The 16,790-nt window shown below is 66.5% G+C and carries 15 protein-coding genes; 9 read left to right on the top strand and 6 right to left on the bottom strand.

Going from position 1 to position 16,790, the window contains the following annotated elements; genetic code table 11:
- Positions 1 to 8 precede the first annotated feature (8 nt).
- From FQK05_RS13200 to FQK05_RS13185, 4 genes are all read right to left on the bottom strand, one after another.
- The gene (locus tag FQK05_RS13200; RefSeq protein ID WP_158967436.1) at positions 9 to 689 is read right to left on the bottom strand and encodes an ABC transporter ATP-binding protein; all 681 of its coding nucleotides are present in this window, start codon (positions 687 to 689) and stop codon (positions 9 to 11) included.
- Positions 682 to 1,968: a lipoprotein-releasing ABC transporter permease subunit gene (locus tag FQK05_RS13195; RefSeq protein ID WP_158967434.1), complete on the bottom strand. Its 1,287-nt coding sequence runs from the start codon at positions 1,966 to 1,968 to the stop codon at positions 682 to 684. The genes FQK05_RS13200 and FQK05_RS13195 overlap by 8 nt, the downstream gene beginning before the upstream one ends.
- Positions 1,969 to 2,247: 279 nt before the next feature.
- On the bottom strand, positions 2,248 to 3,588 hold the full coding sequence (proS, locus tag FQK05_RS13190; protein WP_158967432.1) for a proline--tRNA ligase: 1,341 nt from the start codon (positions 3,586 to 3,588) through the stop codon (positions 2,248 to 2,250).
- Between the two features lie 219 nt (positions 3,589 to 3,807).
- Positions 3,808 to 4,731: an alpha/beta fold hydrolase gene (locus FQK05_RS13185; protein WP_158967430.1), complete on the bottom strand. Its 924-nt coding sequence runs from the start codon at positions 4,729 to 4,731 to the stop codon at positions 3,808 to 3,810.
- A 416-nt stretch (positions 4,732 to 5,147) separates the two neighbouring features.
- Here FQK05_RS13185 and FQK05_RS13180 point away from each other — a divergent pair, with 416 nt between their 5' ends.
- The 4 genes from FQK05_RS13180 to FQK05_RS13165 all read left to right on the top strand — a co-directional run bounded on the left by FQK05_RS13180 (position 5,148) and on the right by FQK05_RS13165 (position 9,146).
- Positions 5,148 to 6,215, top strand: coding sequence for an AI-2E family transporter (locus tag FQK05_RS13180; protein WP_158967428.1), 1,068 nt, complete (start codon positions 5,148 to 5,150; stop codon positions 6,213 to 6,215).
- A 1-nt stretch (position 6,216) separates the two neighbouring features.
- Positions 6,217 to 6,885 (top strand): P-loop NTPase family protein, encoded by a 669-nt coding sequence (locus FQK05_RS13175; RefSeq protein ID WP_158967426.1) that lies wholly within the window; start codon positions 6,217 to 6,219, stop codon positions 6,883 to 6,885.
- Between the two features lie 160 nt (positions 6,886 to 7,045).
- Positions 7,046 to 8,644 (top strand): Ppx/GppA family phosphatase, encoded by a 1,599-nt coding sequence (locus tag FQK05_RS13170; protein WP_158967425.1) that lies wholly within the window; start codon positions 7,046 to 7,048, stop codon positions 8,642 to 8,644.
- Positions 8,645 to 8,660: 16 nt separating this feature from the next.
- A complete protein-coding gene (locus FQK05_RS13165; RefSeq protein WP_158967423.1) occupies positions 8,661 to 9,146 on the top strand; it encodes an MAPEG family protein in 486 nt (161 codons plus the stop codon).
- A 44-nt stretch (positions 9,147 to 9,190) separates the two neighbouring features.
- Here FQK05_RS13165 and nhaA read toward each other — a convergent pair whose 3' ends face one another.
- A complete protein-coding gene (nhaA, locus tag FQK05_RS13160) occupies positions 9,191 to 10,393 on the bottom strand; it encodes a Na+/H+ antiporter NhaA (protein WP_158967421.1) in 1,203 nt (400 codons plus the stop codon).
- A gap of 287 nt (positions 10,394 to 10,680) precedes the next feature.
- On the opposite strand from nhaA, the gene FQK05_RS13155 reads away from it, so the two are divergent.
- The 4 genes from FQK05_RS13155 (at position 10,681) to FQK05_RS13140 (ending at position 13,815) form a co-directional block, all read left to right on the top strand.
- The gene (locus FQK05_RS13155; protein WP_158967419.1) at positions 10,681 to 11,298 is read left to right on the top strand and encodes a VOC family protein; all 618 of its coding nucleotides are present in this window, start codon (positions 10,681 to 10,683) and stop codon (positions 11,296 to 11,298) included.
- Positions 11,299 to 11,633: 335 nt separating this feature from the next.
- Positions 11,634 to 12,359, top strand: a complete 726-nt coding sequence (locus FQK05_RS13150) for a molecular chaperone DjiA (protein WP_158967417.1) — start codon at positions 11,634 to 11,636, stop codon at positions 12,357 to 12,359.
- Between the two features lie 6 nt (positions 12,360 to 12,365).
- Positions 12,366 to 13,379, top strand: a complete 1,014-nt coding sequence (locus FQK05_RS13145) for an endonuclease/exonuclease/phosphatase family protein (protein ID WP_158967415.1) — start codon at positions 12,366 to 12,368, stop codon at positions 13,377 to 13,379.
- A gap of 40 nt (positions 13,380 to 13,419) precedes the next feature.
- Positions 13,420 to 13,815 carry a hypothetical protein gene (locus FQK05_RS13140; RefSeq protein WP_158967413.1) on the top strand — a complete coding sequence of 132 codons (396 nt, stop codon included), beginning with the start codon at positions 13,420 to 13,422 and terminating at the stop codon, positions 13,813 to 13,815.
- A gap of 214 nt (positions 13,816 to 14,029) precedes the next feature.
- Here the strand turns inward: FQK05_RS13140 and scpA are convergent, their stop codons facing one another.
- Positions 14,030 to 16,159 carry a methylmalonyl-CoA mutase gene (gene scpA / locus FQK05_RS13135; RefSeq protein WP_158967411.1) on the bottom strand — a complete coding sequence of 710 codons (2,130 nt, stop codon included), beginning with the start codon at positions 16,157 to 16,159 and terminating at the stop codon, positions 14,030 to 14,032.
- Positions 16,160 to 16,325: 166 nt separating this feature from the next.
- On the opposite strand from scpA, the gene FQK05_RS13130 reads away from it, so the two are divergent.
- Positions 16,326 to 16,790 carry a DUF4174 domain-containing protein gene (locus tag FQK05_RS13130; protein WP_158967409.1) on the top strand — a complete coding sequence of 155 codons (465 nt, stop codon included), beginning with the start codon at positions 16,326 to 16,328 and terminating at the stop codon, positions 16,788 to 16,790.

Below are 16,790 nucleotides of genomic sequence, written 5' to 3'. Positions count from 1 at the left end.
GACCGACCTCAGCCGGCCAGCTGCCCGTTCTCCATCCGCAGCACCCGATCCATGCGCGCGGCGAGATCCGGATTATGGGTTGCGACCAGCGCCGCAAGGCCTTCGTTCCGGACCAGCGCCATCAGCGCCTCGAACACCCGTTCGGACGTTGCCGGGTCCAGATTTCCCGTGGGTTCGTCCGCCAGCAGCACCCGCGGCCGGTTGGCCAGCGCTCGGCAGAAGGCCACCCGCTGCTGTTCGCCCCCCGACAGGGCCGCCGGCCGGTGGCCCGCGCGGGCGCCCACGCCGACGCTGTCCAGAAGCTCTGCCGCGCGGGCCTTTGCCGCCCCGCGCGCCACACCATTGGCCAGTTGCGGCAGCACGATGTTCTCGGCCGCCGTGAATTCCGGCAGAAGGTGGTGAAACTGGTAGACGAAACCCACGTCGCGCCGCCGCACCGCCGTGCGCGCCGCGTCGCCCGCCCCGGACATGTCGCGCCCGCCGATTTCGACGACGCCGCCATCGGCGGTGTCCAGAAGCCCCGCGATATGCAGCAGCGTCGACTTGCCGGCCCCAGACGGCGCCACCAGCGCCACGGCCTCGCCCGCCCGCAGGTCCAATTCGATCCCGCGCAGAACAGCGACCTCGTTTGGCTTGCCGGCATTGTAGGTCTTGGTCACGCCCGCCAGGCGCAGCGCGATGTCACTCATAGCGCAGCGCCTCCACCGGGTTCATCCGGGCCGCACGCCGTGCCGGGAAGATCGTGACGATAAAGGACAGGCCCAGGGACAGCGCCACCGCCGACAGCACGTCGTCCAGTTGCAGTTCCGCCGGCAGCGCATAGATGCCACGGATCTGCGGATCCCAGACCCCTCCCCCGGCGATATAGTCCACCACCGCGAAGATCTGGTCGATGTAGATGGCAAAGAGGCACCCCAGCGTCACGCCCAGCACCGTGCCGGCCACGCCGGTCGCCGCCCCGCAGATGAAGAAGACCCGCAGCACCGCGCCCTCGCTCAGCCCGATGGTGCGCAGAACGCCGATGTCGCGGCCCTTGTTCTTCACCAGCATGATCAGGCCCGACACGATGTTCATGGTCGCGATCAGCACCAGGATCGACAGGATGACGAACATCACGTTGTCTTCCATCTGAAGCGCCCGCAGGAACCCGCCCTGCATGTCCTGCCAGGTCCAGATCACCGCCGTGGGCCCGGCGGCCTGCAGCAGTGCCAGTTCGACCTGCTGCACATGTTCCGGGTCGTCCAGCATCACGTCGATCTGGTCCGCCACGCCTTCGCGGTTGAAGTAATCCTGTGCCTCGGCAAAGGGCATGTAGACCCGCGTCCGGTCGATGTCGTAGCGCCCGGCGGAAAAGACATAGACGACCTCGTACCCCTTCACCCGCGGGCTGGTGCCGAAGGCCGTGCGCACCCCTTCCGGAGAGATCAGCCGCACGCCGTCGCCCACCTGCACGCCCAGTTCGCGCGCCAGTGCAGCGCCCAGCGCCACGCCTTCGCCGAAACGGGACAGGTCGCCCGTCGCATCGGGGCTTTCGGCCACGCCGGGGATGTCCGCCAGGTCGGCGGCCGAAATGCCGAAGACCTCGGCGCCCGCGTTCCGGCCCTGGTTCGCGACCATGACCTGGCCCTTGACCAGCGGCGCCGCGTCCATGACGCCCGGCACCTGTTCCAGCCGTTCGGCCATCGCGGCATAGTCGGCGATGGAACGATCGACCCGCCCCTGTTCGTCTACCTTGCCGGTGGAATAGATCGTGGCATGGGCATTGGCGCCCAGGATCGTGTCGACGAATTCCGACCGGAAGCCGGTGCGCACCGCCAGCGTCGCGATCAGGGCCGCCACCGCCAGGGTAATGCCGATCAGGCTGATCCAGGTCATGACCGACACGCCGCCTTCGGCCCGAGTCGCGCGCAGATACCGCCAGGCGATCATCCATTCATAGCGCGCGAAGGGCGCCGGTCCGTCGGCCATGTCGGCTCCAAGGGCTGGTTCGGGTCGCGCGGACCCTGCGGTCTTGCCCTGCCGCCGTCAAGCGGCACCGGGTCACGGATCGGCGACAGGCAGATGCGGGCCGGCGGGGGCGGCATCCGGCGGGGGCATGGTCCCCACGCGGCATTTCCGGGCTCCAATGAAGGGAAAGGTGCGTGCAGAGCACGCACCCTACGACGCTATTGTCGCGTCACCGGATCGGTCACGCCGGGCGCACCATGCGTAGGGTGCGTGGTCCCCCACGCACCACTCACCAACGGGTCAGAGAACGCCCGCGTAGATCTTAGCGATCTCCTCGACAGCGGCTTCCGGCGCCATCTCGGTGCTCTCGCCGGTCTTGCGGCTGGTCAGTTCGACCACGCCGTTCTTCAGCCCGCGCGGACCCACGGTGATCCGCCACGGAAGGCCGATCAGGTCCATGGTCGCGAACTTCGCGCCCGCCCTTTCGTCCCGGTCGTCGTAGAGCGGATCCAGACCCTTGGCCCGCAGCGCCTTGTAGAGCCCTTCGCAGGCGGCATCCGCCTCGGCGTCGCCCTGGCGCAGGTTCACGATTCCGGCGTGGAACGGGGTCACCCCTTCCGGCCAGATGATACCCTTGTCGTCGTGGCTGGCCTCGATGATCGCGCCCAGCAGGCGCGACACGCCGATGCCATGGGACCCCATGTGGACCGGCACGTTCTCTCCGGCCGCGTTCTGAACCGTGGCGCCCATCGCCTCGGAATACTTGGTGCCGAAATAGAAGATCTGGCCAACCTCGATCCCGCGCGCCGTGCGGCGGCGTTCCTCGGGGATCTCGTTGAACAGCGCCTCGTCATGGGTCTCGTCCGTGCGGGCATAGCGCGAGGTGAACTCTTCCAGCACCGCGCGGCATTCGTCGACGCTGTCGAAATCGATCTCGCGGTCGCCGAATTTCAGGTCGGTGATCTCGCTGTCATAGAAGACCTCCGACTCGCCCGTGTCGGCCAGCACCAGGAATTCGTGGGTATAGTCGCCACCAATGGGGCCGCCATCGGCACGCATCGGGATCGCCTGCAGGCCCATCCGCTCGTAGGTGCGCAGGTAGGTCACAAGGTGACGGTTGTAGGCGTGGAGCGCCGCGTCCATGTCGATGTCGAAGTTGTAGCCGTCCTTCATCAGGAACTCGCGCCCCCGCATCACGCCAAAGCGCGGGCGGATTTCGTCCCGGAACTTCCACTGGATGTGATAGAGCGTCAGCGGCAGGTCGCGGTAGCTCGCGATGTTCTGACGGAAGATGTCGGTGATCATCTCCTCGTTCGTCGGACCGTACAGCATGTCGCGGTCGTGCCGGTCCTTGATGCGCAGCATCTCGGCGCCATAGGCGTCGTAGCGGCCGCTTTCCTTCCACAGCTCGGCCGGCTGCAAGGTGGGCATCAGAAGCGGGATGTGACCCGCGCGCTGCTGTTCCTCGTGCACGATCTGCTGCAGGCGCTGCAGCACCTTGAAGCCCAGCGGCAGCCAGGAATAGATCCCCGCCTGCTCCTGCTTGATCATGCCGGCACGCAGCATCAGGCGGTGGCTGACGATGGACGCCTCGGAAGGCGTTTCCTTCAGGACGGGCAGGAAATAGCGGCTCAGGCGCATTCTTGTACTCGCAGACAGGTCAGGCTGGCCGTGGGTTTAGGGGAAAGGCGGAACAGGCGCAATCGCGGACGCCACCCGCAGGGCGCGGTTCACCCCGCCGTTTCACCGGGCGGAACTTGTATTCGATCAGCTCGCGTCAGATCGGATGCGGCGGGGTAAACCCCGCCCGACCCTCGGGACGCCGCAAGGGGCGTGGTCTACGGGCACTGTTCCGCCCGCTCAGGTCAACAGCGCCAGGTCGTCGATATTGGTCCTACGTCGGGTCGGCATCGTCTCGGCATTCTCACCCGCCAGGGTCAGGGCGACGTCCTTGTAGAACCCGTCATTGTCGAACCACCAGGTATGGGAATAGGTCATCGTCCGCTGCGCATCCGGCACGTCCCGCAGGTATTGTTCGTTGGCATAAAGATCCCAGTGCCCGCCCGTCCGGGGCGCCGGCATGCCGACCCGCCCCACCCGTTCGCGCCCACCGTTGATTACGTTGCCCGACAGGTCCAGCACCCGGTCCCGGCCGCAATAGTAGTTGGTGAACCGCTTGGCCCGCGCCTTCAGCACCAGCCCGCCCCAGGCCCCCCGTTCCAGCCAGGCCGCGTCCACATCGGCCGAGGCGAACAGGATTTCGTCTGCCCCCCAGTTGGCCCGCGTGGGCCCCGCGGAATCGCCGAAATCCGACAGCGCCCGCAGGACGACAAGACCGCCCATGGAATGCGCCAGGATATGGATCCTGGGCCGGGGCGACATGCCCAGCAGCGGCACGATACCGTCGCCCACCAGATGCGGCGCGACCGTCTTGGCATCCGACCGGTCCCTGTCATAGGCATGGACCGCCCCGTCGCTGGGCCAGTCGAAGGCCACCACAGCGCCCCGGAACCCATGGGCCGCCACCCCGGCCTTGATCTTCGCCAGCCGGTTCAGCATGTCCGCCTGCGAGGTGTTGAACCCATGGACAAAGACCAGCACGCCGTTCGCCGCGCCCTCCTGCCCGACCAGGTCCAGCCAGTTTTCCCGGCTGACGATGCCGCCCTTGCGCGTTCCCCCAGCGCCGGGATCCGAGATCGAGACATAGCGCGTCAGCGCCGCCGGGTTGTTGGTGAACTTCTGCGTCTGCGCGTTGTAGGTCCTGCGCGAAAAGAAAAGGGCCATTGTCCGCACCTCCTGAACAAGGGCTTGGGATCGGGTAAAATCGGCCCCCAAGGGCCCTGAAAATGGATTGGCAAGAATTCTTGGGCCAAGCGTGGTGACCCGGCGCCGCAACCGTCAAGGTATTTCTGGTCCCGGACAGCCCCGCATGCGCCCCGATACGGGTATTCCCTACCCTGAAGGCGGCACCTGCTGTCCGCAGATGACCCACCAGGGCGCAGGCGTACAAAACGAAAGCCGCAGGTTTGCGCCGGAGGTTTGCCTTGCCCGCAGAGGGCGGTCGCGGGCCGTCTTTGCCTGAACCAGGTGCTGCGGGCCGTCCGTTCTTCGGCTTGAAACTGTTGCGCCCGGGGCCGCATTAAGCGATGTCTGATCCAAAGTTTGGGCCGCCCCGGCGGCGGCGATCTGCAGGGGTTTTCATGGCGCTTCCGGTCGAGACGCAATTCCGCTACTGGGGCATCGCCCTGGCCGTGCTGACCGCGGTGCTGTGGTTCCTGGGGGACCAGCTGCTGCCCTTCGTCATCGGCGGCGCCATCGCCTATTTCATCGACCCGATCGCCGACCGTCTGGAACGGATGGGTCTGTCCCGGGTCGCCGCGACTGCGGTGATCACCATCGTGGGCATCCTGCTTTTCGTCGCGGTCTTCCTGCTTTTCGTGCCGACACTGGTGTCGCAGACCGTCGACCTGATCCAGACCGCGCCGCAGATCTTCCGCGATGCGCAGGATTTCCTGAACCAGCGCTATCCCCACATGCTGGAAGAGGGGTCCACCCTGCGCAAGGCGCTGTCGACCTTCGGCGACAGCCTGAAGGACGGCGCTACCGCCGTGGCGGGCGTGGTCTTCGGATCGGCGATGTCGGTCGTGAACCTTGTAACCCTGTTCCTGATCGTGCCGGTCGTCGCGGTCTATCTTCTGCTGGACTGGGACCGGATGATCGCCAGGATCGACGACCTTCTGCCCCGCGACCACGCCCCCACAATCCGCCAGCTGGCGTCCGAGATCGACGCCACCCTGTCGGCCTTCGTCCGCGGCATGGGCACGGTCTGCCTGATCCTCGGGATCTACTATTCCGCCGCGCTGATGCTGGTCGGGCTGAACTTCGGCCTGGTCGTGGGCTTCATCGCCGGCATGGTCACCTTCATCCCCTACCTGGGCGCCCTGATCGGCGGCGCGCTGGCCATTGGCCTGGCCCTTTTCCAGTTCTGGGGCGACTGGACCCAGGTGGCGCTGGTGGCAGGCGTCTTCATGGCCGGACAGGTGGTCGAAGGCAATTTCCTGACCCCCCGCCTTGTCGGCAATTCCGTGGGTCTGCACCCGGTCTGGCTGCTGTTGGCCCTGTCGGTCTTCGGCGCGCTTTTCGGCTTTGTTGGCCTTCTGATCGCGGTCCCGGTGACCGCCGCCCTTGGGGTGCTTGCACGCTTTGGCGTACGGCAGTACCTGCACAGCAAGCTTTACAAGGGCCATGTCGGGCAGGACGCCGAGTAAGATGACCGAACAGCTGCGTTTCGATCTTCCGGTGCGAACCGCACTGGGACGGGAAGATTTCTTCGTCTCGCCCGCCAATGCCATTGCACTTGCGGCGCTGGACGGTGTGTGGCCCGGCGAAAAGATGGTTCTGACCGGCCCCGCCGGCGCCGGCAAGACCCACCTGGCCCATGTCTGGGCCGGCGAAAGCGGCGCGCGGCTGATCCCGGCCATGGATCTGGCGAAACAGGACCTGCCGGACCTGGCCCAAGGACCGATAGCGGTCGAGGACGTGCCCCGGATCGCCGGGCGGCGCGACGATGAAACCGCCCTGTTTCACCTTCACAACATGGTGCTGGGCAACGGTCACCGCCTTCTGATGACCGGGCGGCTGGTGCCGCGCCGCTGGGCGCTGTCCCTGCCCGACCTGCAAAGCCGCTGCGAAGGCGCCACATCCGTCGCGCTGGACACGCCCGACGACGCGCTTCTGGGCGCGGTGATGATCAAGATGTTCGCCGACCGCGGGATCCGGCCCAAGGACGGCGTAATCCTGTATCTTGTGCGGCACATGGAACGCTCCTTCGCCGCCGCCGCCCGGGTTGTGGACCGGCTGGACCACATGTCGATGGACCGTGGCCGCGACGTCAACCGCCAGCTGGCCATTGAACTTCTAAGGGAAGATCAGGCCTGACCCGGCGGCAACCTGCAGGTTGCAGGGACGGAATGTTTGCTTTCCCGTAAATAAGGGGCATTGTTCCATTATGCCGCATCGGCTCAACTTGACCCCGCACGGGGCGGACAGATAGCTGGGCCCAACTTGATCCGGGCACCATGGCGAGGCGGAAACACCCATGGAGACATCGCGGAGCGAAGCCGGCCAACCGCCGTCGGGCACCCCTGACAGCGCAGATGCCACCGGCACCGGCGGAGAGCCAGACAGGGGGCTTTTCGGCCGTCCCCTCTTTGATGATCCCAGCGCACGGCGGCTCAGCCGGGTCGGCGTGGTCGATGTTGGATCGAACTCGGTCCGGCTGGTTGTCTTCGACGGCGCAGCCCGGTCGCCCGCCTATTTCTACAACGAAAAGGTGATGTGCGCCCTGGGTGCCGGACAGTCCGAGACGGGGCGCCTGAACCCCTTGGGCCGCGAACGGGCGCTGGCGGCGCTACGCCGGTTCAAGCTTCTGGCGGAGGGCATGGAACTGGCCTCGCTGACCGTCGTGGCCACCGCGGCGGTGCGCGATTCCGTCGACGGGCCCGAATTCCGGGACGAGGTCCAGCGCGAGACCGGCCTGAAGATGTGGGTCATCAACGGGGACGAGGAAGCCCGGCTGTCGGCGCAGGGCGTCCTGCTGGGCTGGCCCGGCTCCTACGGGCTGGTCTGCGATATCGGCGGATCGTCCATGGAACTGGCCGAAATCCGGGATGGCCGCGTAGGCAAGCGCATGACCTCTCCGCTGGGACCGCTGAAGATGCGCGACATCGCCGGTGGTGCCAAGGAACGGGCAAAGGTCATCGACGAGACGCTGACCACCATGGTCGACTACATGGGCCCGCAGCACGACCGGCTGTTCCTGGTCGGCGGCAGCTGGCGGGCCATTGCCCGGATCGACATGATGCGGCGGAACTATCCGCTGCACGTCCTTCACGAATACCGCATGACCGGCGACGACGTGCAGGCCACGGTCGACCTGATCGCGTCGCAGGACATCGAAAGCCTGCGGTCGGCCTCGGGCGTCTCCGGCTCGCGGATGGCGCTGGTGCCGCTGGCGTCAGAGGTGCTTTCCCGGCTGGTCAGGGCCTTCGACCCGGCGGATATCGCGATTTCCAGCTACGGGATCCGCGAGGGGACGCTTTACGAACAGATGCCGCAAAAGCTGCGCGACCGCGATCCGCTGATCGAAAGCTGCCGCTTCGCGGAAGCCAAGGACGCGCGCCTGCCCGGCTTCGGCAAGACGCTTTACAGTTTCGTCAGCCCGCTGTTCCCGGAACCCGAACCCGCCAAGGTCCGGCTGATCAAGGCCGCCTGCCTGCTGCACGACGTGTCCTGGCGCGCCCATCCCGATTACCGGGCCGAGGTCTGTTTCGAATATGCCACCCGCGCCAATCTGGGCGGGCTGAAGCACTGGGAAAGGATCTTCCTGGGGCTGGCGCTGCTGTATCGCTATCGCAAGACCCGCGAAGGCACCTCGTTCGAGGCGCTCTACGACCTGCTGGACGAAGAGACCAAGAAAGAGGCCGAAATTCTGGGCAAGGCGATGCGTTTCGGTGCCATGCTCTGGATGCAGCCCGATGCGCAGATGGCCACGCTGGACTGGACGCCCGGGCAAAAACGGCTGGGGCTTCACATGCCGCGGGCCGTCAGCGCACTGTACGGAGAGGTCGCGGAATCGCGGCTGTCGTCACTGGCGGATGCGCTTGGCGCCACGGTCGAGGTGTCGCTTTACGAATAGGCCCGGGGGACACGCCATGGACAAGCAGAAGACCATCGCGGCCGGAATGGGACTGGGGGCGATCTGCGCCCTGGTCCAGTTGGCCCTGCCGGAACTGGTCCGCCTGCCTGCGCCGCCGCCGGGCCTGGCCCTGCCGCTGGCGCTTCTGTCACCCGCGGCCGTATTGATCGCCATCGTGGGGCGGATCGCCGGGCGGCGGTTCTTCGATCCCGAGCTGATCGACGGTCAGCCCCCTGCCCCCGGCAGCGCGGCCGCCATCGACGGGCGGGTCCTTCAGAATACGGTGGAACAGGCGCTGATCGCGGCGCTGGTCTGGCCCTTTGTCGCCCACGTGCAGGGCGGCGCCGCCGTTCTGGTGCTGGCGGTGGGTTTTGCCGTCCTGCGCCTGATCTTCTGGGTGGGCTACCACAAGGCCCCGCCGCTGCGGTCCCTGGGGTTTGCCGGCACGTTCTATTCGACCGTGCTGGCGTTGGTCTGGGCGGTGATCTCGGCCCTGATCTGACAGGTCTGATCTGGTCTGACGACCGGGGCCGGGATCCCTGCGCCTTAGTGGGCGGTGGCGGCCTCGGCCTCGACCTCGGCGGCGTTCGCGTCCTTCGCCGAGGGCGCGATCATCAGCACCGTATAGCCCAGAATGGCCGAGATGACCGAGCCGCACAGCACACCGATCTTCACCTCGCTTGACAGCAGAGGATCGGTATAGCTCAGCCCGCCGATGAAGAGCGACATGGTGAAGCCGACACCGGCCAGGCAGGCCACGCCGTAGACGTGCATATACCCGGCGCCTTTCGGCAGGCTGGCCAGGCCCAGCTTGATCAACACCCAGGTCAGTCCGAAGACGCCCAGCTGCTTGCCCAGGATCAGGCCCAGCGCAATGCCCAGGGGCACTGGGCTCAGGATGTCGCTGACCTGCATCCCGGCCAGCGATACGCCAGCATTGGCGAAGGCAAAGATCGGCACGATCACGTACAGCGAATAGGGCGAGATCGCGTGTTCCAGCGAATGCAACGGGGACTTGCCCCACTTGTCGACCAGCGGCACGCAGAAGGCCGCGACAACGCCAGCCAGCGTGGCATGGACGCCGGATTTCAGCACGAAGTACCACATGATCGCCGCCATCAGGATCAGCGGCCCCATGCGGTGGGCGCGGGTGAAGTTCATCCACAGCATCCCCGCCAGCGGCAGCAGCGCCAGCAGCAGGTAATGGACCTTCAGGTCCGCCGTGTAGAACAGCGCGATGATCAGGATTGCGCCAAGGTCGTCCAGGATCGCAAGCGTCAGCAGGAACGCCTTCAGCGACGTCGGCGCGCGCGAGCCCACCAGCGCCAGGATCCCCAGCGCAAAGGCGATGTCGGTCGCTGCCGGGATCGCCCAGCCGCCGATGGTCGGCTGGCCCCAGTTGAACCAGGCGAAGATGACGGCCGGCATCGCCATGCCGCCGACAGCCGCGATCCCCGGCACGACCACGTCGCGGGGGTTCTTGAGCTTGCCTTCTAGCATCTCGCGTTTGAGTTCTAGGCCAACCATGAAGAAGAAGATCGCCATCAGACCGTCGTTGATCCAGTGGATCGCAGTCTTCTCCAGGCCCTGGCCGTCTACCATGACGGATACCTTGGCATGAAGAAAATGGTCGTAAGATGGGGCGAGCGGTGAATTTGCCACGATCATCGCCAGAGCGGCGGACAGCATGAGAAGTATACCGCCCGAAGCCTCGTGGCTGAAGAAACGGTCGATGGCGCGCATGAGCATGAGGCGTCTCGGTCGTTGCTGGAATCCAGACCCACAGATAGGGACTGTCGATGGCGTTTCCCATGGCTGAGAGGCCCCTGCGTCATTTTCTCCATTTTTCCGAAAATCGGGCGGGATTTCCGCGCAGAGCCGAGCAGCCATTGCGGCAGGCTGCGCAGGGTTTCGGGCAAGCCTGCGGTCTGAACGCGCGCCGCGCTTTCGGCGGGCAGATGCGCATGCGGCAGCGGTTCCTCTGGGCGAAGGGCGAGCTTGGCGATAGATAATCGCCCGGACAGGAGACCCCGCGCATGAGCACCCTTCGCCTCGATCATATCGCTGTCGCCGGCCGCACGCTGGACGCGGCCGCCGCCCATGTCGAAGCTTGCCTGGGCGTGCCCCTGCAGCCGGGCGGGCAGCATCCCCGCTTCGGCACCCACAACCGGCTGCTGGGGCTGGCGGACGGCCTGTACCTGGAAGCCATCGCCATAGACCCGGAGGCACCCGCGCCGGACCGGCCCCGCTGGTTCGGGCTGGACGAATTCGACGGGCCCGCCCGGCTGACCACCTGGATCTGCGCGATGGACCGGCTGGACCCGCGGCCCGACGGGCTGGACGGCTCTGGCGCGGCCGTGGCCCTGACCCGCGGCGATCTGCGCTGGCAGATGGCAGTGCCGGACGCGGGCGCCCTGCCCTTCGACGGCCTGCACCCCGCGCTGATCGCATGGGAGGGGGACCACCATCCCGCAAACCGGCTGGCACCGTCGGGCTGCCGGCTGATCAGTCTGGAAATCCGTCACCCCGAGGCCGACAGGCTTCAGGCCCTGCTGGCCCCGCACCTTCACGACACCCGCATCGGCTTTGCCCCGGGCGATCCGGCGCTGAAGGCCACCTTCGAAACGCCATCGGGCCTTCGGGTGCTGTCATGATCCGCCCGTCCGGTGCAGACGGTGCCGCAGTGGCAGGGCATTCCGTCGATCCGACCGTGTCTGCCCAAGGGCGGGATCCAGGCCATCGGCTGATGAATGCGCCGGCTCCTGTGTCGCGTGTGCAGGACATCGACATCCTGTTCGCCGGGATCGGTGCCTCTGGCCTCGACGGCCAGCGCCTCCGCCCGCGCCCCGGCCTTGCCGAGACAGGCCGCCTGCCCGGTGCGGGGCAAAAGTGCAGCCAGCGGCCGGACCTTGTGCGGATGCAGAAAAATCTTTGCGCAGTGCGCGCAGACGCCCCTGACACCGCAGCGGTCAGCGGATAGGGTCGTCCCATGTCGCTCTGGTCCCGGATCTCGCAGGCGCTGGCGGCGCTGAGACATGGCGAAGGCCTGGCAGAGGTCTTCGCCAAACTGCGCACGCCCCCCGAACGCTCGGTCGCCTTCACCATCGCCGTCATCGCCCTTGGCGCCAAGATGGCCAAGGCCGACGGCCATGTGACACGGGACGAGGTCGCGGCCTTCCGCGAGGTCTTTCACATCGCCCCCGAGGACGAAGGGGGAGCTGCCCGCGTCTTCAACCTGGCCCGCACCGATGTCGCCGGGTTCGAAGACTATGCCCGCCGCATCCGCGACATGTTCCAGGACGACCCAAAGACCCTGTCGGACCTGATGGAGGGCCTGTTTCACATCGCCATGGCCGACGGCAGCTATCACCCGGACGAGGACGAGTTCCTCGATACGGTCGCAAACATCTTCGGCCTGCCCGAGGCCGAGTTCCGCGCCATGCGCGCACGTTTCGTCCCCGACCTGCCACCCGATCCCTACACCGTGCTGGGCGTGGGCCTGGACACGCCGATGGAAGACATCCGCCGCGCCTACCAACAGCTCGCCCGCGAAAACCACCCGGACGCCATGTTCGCCCGCGGCGTTCCGCCCGAGGCGATCCGGCTGGCGGAACGGCGCATGGCCGACATTAACCGCGCCTGGGAGGAAATCGGCCGCGGCTTTGTGCAGCGACGCGCAGCCCCGGCCGGCGGCGGCCCGGACGACGGGGTCTAGGCGCCGATGCGGCTGGCCACCTACAATGTCGAATGGTTCGCCAATCTCTTCGACAACAGCGATCACCTGACAGCGGACGACCTGCCTTCGGGCCATGACGGCTCCAGCCGGATGCAGCAGGCGGACGCGGTGGCCCATGTCATGCGCCGGGTGGACGCCGACGCCATGCTGATCGTCGAGGCGCCGAATACCGGGCGCCGCCAGAACACCGTCCGCGCGCTGGAGGAATTCGCCCAGGTCTACGGCCTCAGGACCCGCAAGGCGGCGATGGGCTTTCCCAGCCCTACGCATCAGGAACTGGCGCTGCTTTACGACCCCGACAGGCTGAGCGCGGAACACGACCCCAGGGGCAAGGAAGCCGGCCCGGACGGCAGTTCGCACGCCCCCCGCTTCGATGGCGCCTTCCGGATCGACCTCGACAATGACGGGCGCGAGGATCTGGTGCGCTTCTCGAAGCCACCGATGGAACTGGCGCTGCGCACGGCCGGCGGCACGGAAGTCCGCCTGATCGGGGTGCACCTGAAATCGCTCTCGCCCAACCGGTCGGGGACCCATGACGAGATCATGGCCCGCATGATCGCCGACCGCCGTACCCAGCTGGCCCAGGCACAATGGCTGCGCGCCCGGATCGACGGCCACCTGGCGGCAGGCGAACGCGTCATGCTGATGGGCGACCTGAACGACGGGCCCGGCCTCTTCGCCTTCGAGGGCCTGTTCAGCCGCACCTCCTTCGAGATCCTGATGGGCCGCGACATGTACGACCCCCACGCCCATGCGGCCCTGCAACGACCCGGCGCCGGTCACCCGACGACGGCCCGCTACCGGATCGAGGATGAACACCGGTTTTCCCAGGCACTGCTGGACTATGTCATGCTGTCGCCCCGCCTGGTCGCCGCCGGCGCCCGCTGGCGGGTCTGGCACCCGTTCGACGATGTCGAATGCTGGGAAACGCCGGACCTGCGCAAGGCGCTGCTTGCGGCCTCGGACCATTTCCCGGTGACCGTCGACCTGGAGATCTGAAATCGTTGCGCCATGGGGCCGGGGCACCTATCTCTGGACAATGGTTCCTCCCGTCCGCCTTGCCCTGGCCCTGTCCTCTGCGCTGTTCCTCGCGCCGCCCGCTCTGGCGCAGGAGGCAGAAGACGGTCCCTCGAAGATCCAGCAGGGGCTGAGCCTGTTCCTCGATGGTCTGCGAGAGGAAGCGGCCCCGACCCTGCAAAGCCTGCAGGACCTGATGCGGGAAGCGGGTCCGCGGATGCAGGACTTCGTCGACCAGATGGGCCCCGCGCTGACGGAACTGGCGAACAAGGTCGACGACTGGGCCGCCTACGAGACGCCCGAAATCCTGCCCAACGGCGACATCCTGATCCGCCGCAAGCCGGAGAAGCCGGAAGAACCACCCGAGGCGCCGACCGTACCACATCCACTGGACCCGGACACCGCTACCGATCTTTAAGGTCCGGGGGACATCTATCGCAGCTGATGTCGAGCGGGGACGCTGTCCCCGCACCCCTGAGGTATTTGTGGACCAAAGAAGTTCGGAGCGCGGCCCCTGGCTTCTTTGATCCACAAATATCTCCGCGGGAGGCAGACCGGCGGGGAAACGTTCGCTGTGGCCCGGGGGACCTGGCCCGGACCGGCACGGATGGCGCCGGTCCGGAGATGTCACGTCAGGCGCGGGAGGCGCGGACCAGGTCCATGATCTCGCGCGCGGCGGCGGGGATGTTGGTCCCGGGGCCGAAGATCGCCTTAACGCCATGCTGGTAGAGGTAGTCGTAGTCCTGCTGCGGGATGACACCGCCGCAGATCACGATCACGTCCTCGGCGCCGGCCTTCTTCAGTTCCTCGACCAACTGCGGGGCCAGCGTCTTGTGGCCTGCCGCCTGGGACGAGATGCCGACGATGTGGACGTCGTTGTCGACGGCGTCCTGCGCGGCTTCGGCCGGGGTCTGGAACAGCGGGCCCACGTCGACGTCGAAGCCGATGTCGGCAAAGGCCGTGGCGATCACCTTGGCGCCGCGGTCGTGACCGTCCTGGCCCATCTTGACCACCAGCATCCGCGGGCGACGGCCTTCTTCCTCGGCGAAGGTTTCGACGTCCTTCTGGATCTGCGCGAACCCTTCGTCGCCCTCGTAGGCCTTGCCGTAGACGCCTGCCAGCGTCTTCACCTCGGCCCGATGGCGGCCGAACACCTTCTCCATCGCCATGCTGATCTCTCCAACGCTTGCCCGGGCCCGTGCGGCCTCGACGGCTGCTTCCAGAAGATTGCCTCCCTCGGTCGCGCGCCGTGTCACTTCCTCCAGCGCCGCGGTGCAAGCCGCGTCGTCACGTTCGGCCCGCAGTTTTTCCAGCCGGGCGATCTGGCTGGCGCGGACCTTCACGTTGTCGACGTCCAGGATGTCGATCGGGTCCTCCTTGTCCTTGCGGTACTTGTTCACCCCGACGATCACCTCGTCCCCGCGGTCGATATTGGCCTGCCGCATGGCGGCGGTTTCCTCGATCCGGAGCTTCGGCATGCCCGAGGCCACGGCCTTGGTCATGCCGCCCATTTCCTCGACTTCCTCGATCAGCTTCCAGGCTTCCTCGGCCAGGTCCGCCGTCAGCTTCTCGACATAGTAGGAGCCCGCCAGCGGATCGACGACCTTGGTCACGCCGGTTTCTTCCTGCAGCACCAGCTGGGTGTTCCGCGCGATCCGGGCGGAAAAGTCGGTGGGCAGCGCGATGGCTTCGTCCAGCGCGTTGGTGTGCAGCGACTGTGTGCCGCCCAGGACCGCCGACATCGCCTCGTAGGCCGTGCGGATGACGTTGTTGTAGGGGTCCTGTTCCTGCAGGCTGACGCCCGAGGTCTGGCAGTGGGTCCGCAACATCGAGGATTTGGGGTTCTTCGGCTCGAACTCGGACATGATCTTGTGCCACAGGAACCGCGCCGCGCGGAGCTTCGCCGCCTCCATGAAGAAGTTCATGCCGATGCAGAAGAAGAACGACAGCCGGCCCGCGAACTTGTCGACATCCATGCCGGCGGCAATCGCCGTGCGCACGTATTCCCGACCGTCGGCCAGCGTATAGGCCAGTTCCTGCACCAGGTTCGCGCCGGCTTCCTGCATGTGGTAGCCGGAAATCGAGATCGAGTTGAACTTCGGCATCTCGTTCGCCGTGTACTCGATGATGTCTGCGATGATCCGCATCGAAGGCTCGGGCGGATAGATATAGGTGTTGCGGACCATGAACTCCTTCAGGATGTCGTTCTGGATCGTGCCCGCCAGAACCGACTTGTCGTGGCCCTGCTCTTCGCCCGCGACAATGAAGTTCGCCAGCACCGGGATCACTGCCCCGTTCATTGTCATCGAGACCGAGACCTTGTCGAGCGGGATGCCGTCGAACAGGATCTTCATGTCCTCGACGCTGTCGATGGCGACACCCGCCTTGCCGACATCGCCTTCGACCCGGGGGTGATCGCTGTCATAGCCGCGGTGGGTGGCCAGGTCGAAGGCCACCGACACGCCCTGCTGACCGGCGGCCAGGTTCCGGCGGTAGAAGGCGTTCGATTCCTCGGCCGTGGAAAAGCCCGCATATTGACGGATCGTCCAGGGACGGCCAGCATACATCGTGGCCTTCACGCCGCGGGTATAGGGCGCGGCACCAGGGATCGTACCCAGATGCGGCAGGCCTTCAGTGTCTTCCGCGGTATAGAGCGGCTGGACGTCGATGCCTTCGAGCGTTTTCCAGGTCAGGTCTTCCGGGGTCTTGCCGCGCAGCTCGGACGCTGCAATGGCGCGCCATTCGGCTTTGGGGTCGGACATGGCGTCTTCCTCCTAGGGGGTCATTCAGAAAGGGTGTGCGCGCGGCGCGGAATGCGCATGCGCGGGTGAGACTGCCGAGGCGCCCGCGGCCCCTGCGACAGGAAAACTTTGCGATCCGCGCGGTTCATGGATCGCTTTCTGCCCCGCAGGACATATATTCAGCGGCATGGGACTTTCGATCATCCGCCGCACCGTGCTTCTGGCCCTTCTGGCCGGCCTGACCGCCACGTCCCTGCAAGCAGCGGACGCCCAGCAGCCCATGGCAGAACCGCTGATCCGCGAAGCCGGGGACACCGAGCTGGACAGTTTCCTGTGGACGCACCGGCCCATCGTGGTCTTTGCCGACAACCCGAACGACCCGCGATACCGCGACCAGATCGCGATGATGGAGGCCGAACTGGACCGGCTGGCCGAACGCGACACGGTGGTTCTGGTCGACACGGATCCATCCGCCAACACCGCGGCCCGGCAGAAACTGCGGCCGCGGGGCTTCATGCTGGTGGTCATGGCCAAGGACGGCACGATCATCGTGCGCAAGCCCAGCCCGCAAAGCGTGCGCGAGATCACGCGGTCCATCGACAAGATGCCCTTGCGCAAGCGCGAGGTCGAGGAACGGCGCAGCGGCGGATAG

Source organism: Chachezhania sediminis, from assembly GCF_009765275.1.
Lineage (GTDB): Bacteria > Pseudomonadota > Alphaproteobacteria > Rhodobacterales > Rhodobacteraceae > Chachezhania > Chachezhania sediminis.
The sequence above is the reverse complement of the archived record's forward strand: the minus strand, read 5'-3'. Positions and strand labels throughout refer to the sequence as shown.

Coding starts and splice junctions, on each gene's coding strand:
- FQK05_RS13200 (WP_158967436.1), bottom strand. CDS start 689: ATGAGTGACATCGCGCTGCGCCTGGCGGGCGTGACCAAGACCTACAAT.
- FQK05_RS13195 (WP_158967434.1), bottom strand. CDS start 1,968: ATGGCCGACGGACCGGCGCCCTTCGCGCGCTATGAATGGATGATCGCC.
- proS (WP_158967432.1), bottom strand. CDS start 3,588: ATGCGCCTGAGCCGCTATTTCCTGCCCGTCCTGAAGGAAACGCCTTCC.
- FQK05_RS13185 (WP_158967430.1), bottom strand. CDS start 4,731: ATGGCCCTTTTCTTTTCGCGCAGGACCTACAACGCGCAGACGCAGAAG.
- FQK05_RS13180 (WP_158967428.1), top strand. CDS start 5,148: ATGGCGCTTCCGGTCGAGACGCAATTCCGCTACTGGGGCATCGCCCTG.
- FQK05_RS13175 (WP_158967426.1), top strand. CDS start 6,217: ATGACCGAACAGCTGCGTTTCGATCTTCCGGTGCGAACCGCACTGGGA.
- FQK05_RS13170 (WP_158967425.1), top strand. CDS start 7,046: ATGGAGACATCGCGGAGCGAAGCCGGCCAACCGCCGTCGGGCACCCCT.
- FQK05_RS13165 (WP_158967423.1), top strand. CDS start 8,661: ATGGACAAGCAGAAGACCATCGCGGCCGGAATGGGACTGGGGGCGATC.
- nhaA (WP_158967421.1), bottom strand. CDS start 10,393: ATGCTCATGCGCGCCATCGACCGTTTCTTCAGCCACGAGGCTTCGGGC.
- FQK05_RS13155 (WP_158967419.1), top strand. CDS start 10,681: ATGAGCACCCTTCGCCTCGATCATATCGCTGTCGCCGGCCGCACGCTG.
- FQK05_RS13150 (WP_158967417.1), top strand. CDS start 11,634: ATGTCGCTCTGGTCCCGGATCTCGCAGGCGCTGGCGGCGCTGAGACAT.
- FQK05_RS13145 (WP_158967415.1), top strand. CDS start 12,366: ATGCGGCTGGCCACCTACAATGTCGAATGGTTCGCCAATCTCTTCGAC.
- FQK05_RS13140 (WP_158967413.1), top strand. CDS start 13,420: ATGGTTCCTCCCGTCCGCCTTGCCCTGGCCCTGTCCTCTGCGCTGTTC.
- scpA (WP_158967411.1), bottom strand. CDS start 16,159: ATGTCCGACCCCAAAGCCGAATGGCGCGCCATTGCAGCGTCCGAGCTG.
- FQK05_RS13130 (WP_158967409.1), top strand. CDS start 16,326: ATGGGACTTTCGATCATCCGCCGCACCGTGCTTCTGGCCCTTCTGGCC.